The following is a 1,060-nucleotide window of genomic DNA, read 5'->3' as shown; positions in this document are numbered from 1 at the left end:
GATGAGCCGCGTCAAGCTGAGGGCATCATCACGCAGCGCAGCGAGCAATTTTTTGCGCCAAGTCAAATTCAAAAGCTCATGAAAGAATGGGGCGCTGATAAGTTTAACGAGCGCTCAACGCGCTATATCATGGACTGTGCTGCCAAGACCAGTCGCTGGCTAAAGATCAAAGAGCTGGACGGCGTTAAAGGGTTGTCGGAGATCTATGCTGATGTTTGCGAGGGCAAGATACCCGCTGATGAGGGGTTAATCGTTGTGATGTAATTAAAAGTCAAATGTAGTCATAGCTTAGTGATCAGACTAAGTCGCTACACTTATACTCAACGCGTCCAGCCCTCTGCCTGCAAATACGCATGCAACCCCTCTGCAAAGTAGCGATAACCTGCGGCGTTGGGATGAATCTGGTCTGATTTGAGTTTATCGCTTGATATCACCTCCGACCAGCGTTTGCTATATAGTGGTACGTTTTCGCTTTTGGCAATTTGCTTATAGATAGGATTATCGCTCGCTCTACCGAACAAGGCGCTAGTGCTAAAATACGGCTCCGCGATAAGAATAACGGCAATGTCAGCGGCTTTTAGTTGCTCAATAGCCAGAGTGATATTGGCGCTCGTCGTCCCTGATTGCACGCGCCTGAGCACATCGTTGCCTCCGACGCCCAGCAGTACCAGATCAGGATCGAGCGTAATAACCTGATCGATACGTGCCAGCACATCAGCTGAGGTATCGCCATTGACGCCTGCGTTGATGACCTGCCAGCCTGTCAGCCCTGTCAATACGCTAGGATAATTGTTCTGCGGCGTCGTACCATAACCATAAGTGAGCGAATCACCCAAAGCTACAACGCGGCTACCCGCTGGCAAGACTTGAATATCATACTCCTGACTACAGCCTGTCGCCAAGCTGAGCGCTAAGATAGGCAACGCCCAGGTTGCCGTTAGTCGTCTCATGTCTTAACCCTTAAGCGCTAGCATATTCACTCGGAAACTTGGAAGTCAACACTCAGAAGATTAGAAATTTTTTCACTAAACATTCTAATATTTACGCCATCGTCTAACAT

The 1,060-nt window shown here is 48.8% G+C and carries 2 protein-coding genes; one reads left to right on the top strand and one right to left on the bottom strand.

Annotation, left to right across the window (positions count from 1 at the left end; translation table 11 throughout):
• The coding region (locus tag ACTXGO_RS14455; protein WP_443575007.1) for a DUF2855 family protein at positions 1–264 on the top strand (264 nt) is incomplete at its 5' end.
• Positions 265–320: 56 nt separating this feature from the next.
• Here the strand turns inward: ACTXGO_RS14455 and ACTXGO_RS14450 are convergent.
• Positions 321–950 carry a GDSL-type esterase/lipase family protein gene (locus ACTXGO_RS14450; protein WP_443575006.1) on the bottom strand — a complete coding sequence of 210 codons (630 nt, stop codon included), beginning with the start codon at positions 948–950 and terminating at the stop codon, positions 321–323.
• Between the last annotated feature and the right edge of the window lie 110 nt (positions 951–1,060).

Source organism: Psychrobacter sp. T6-1 (assembly GCF_052258445.1).
The sequence above is the reverse complement of the archived record's forward strand: the minus strand, read 5'-3'. Positions and strand labels throughout refer to the sequence as shown.

Coding starts and splice junctions, on each gene's coding strand:
- ACTXGO_RS14450 (WP_443575006.1), bottom strand. CDS start 950: ATGAGACGACTAACGGCAACCTGGGCGTTGCCTATCTTAGCGCTCAGC.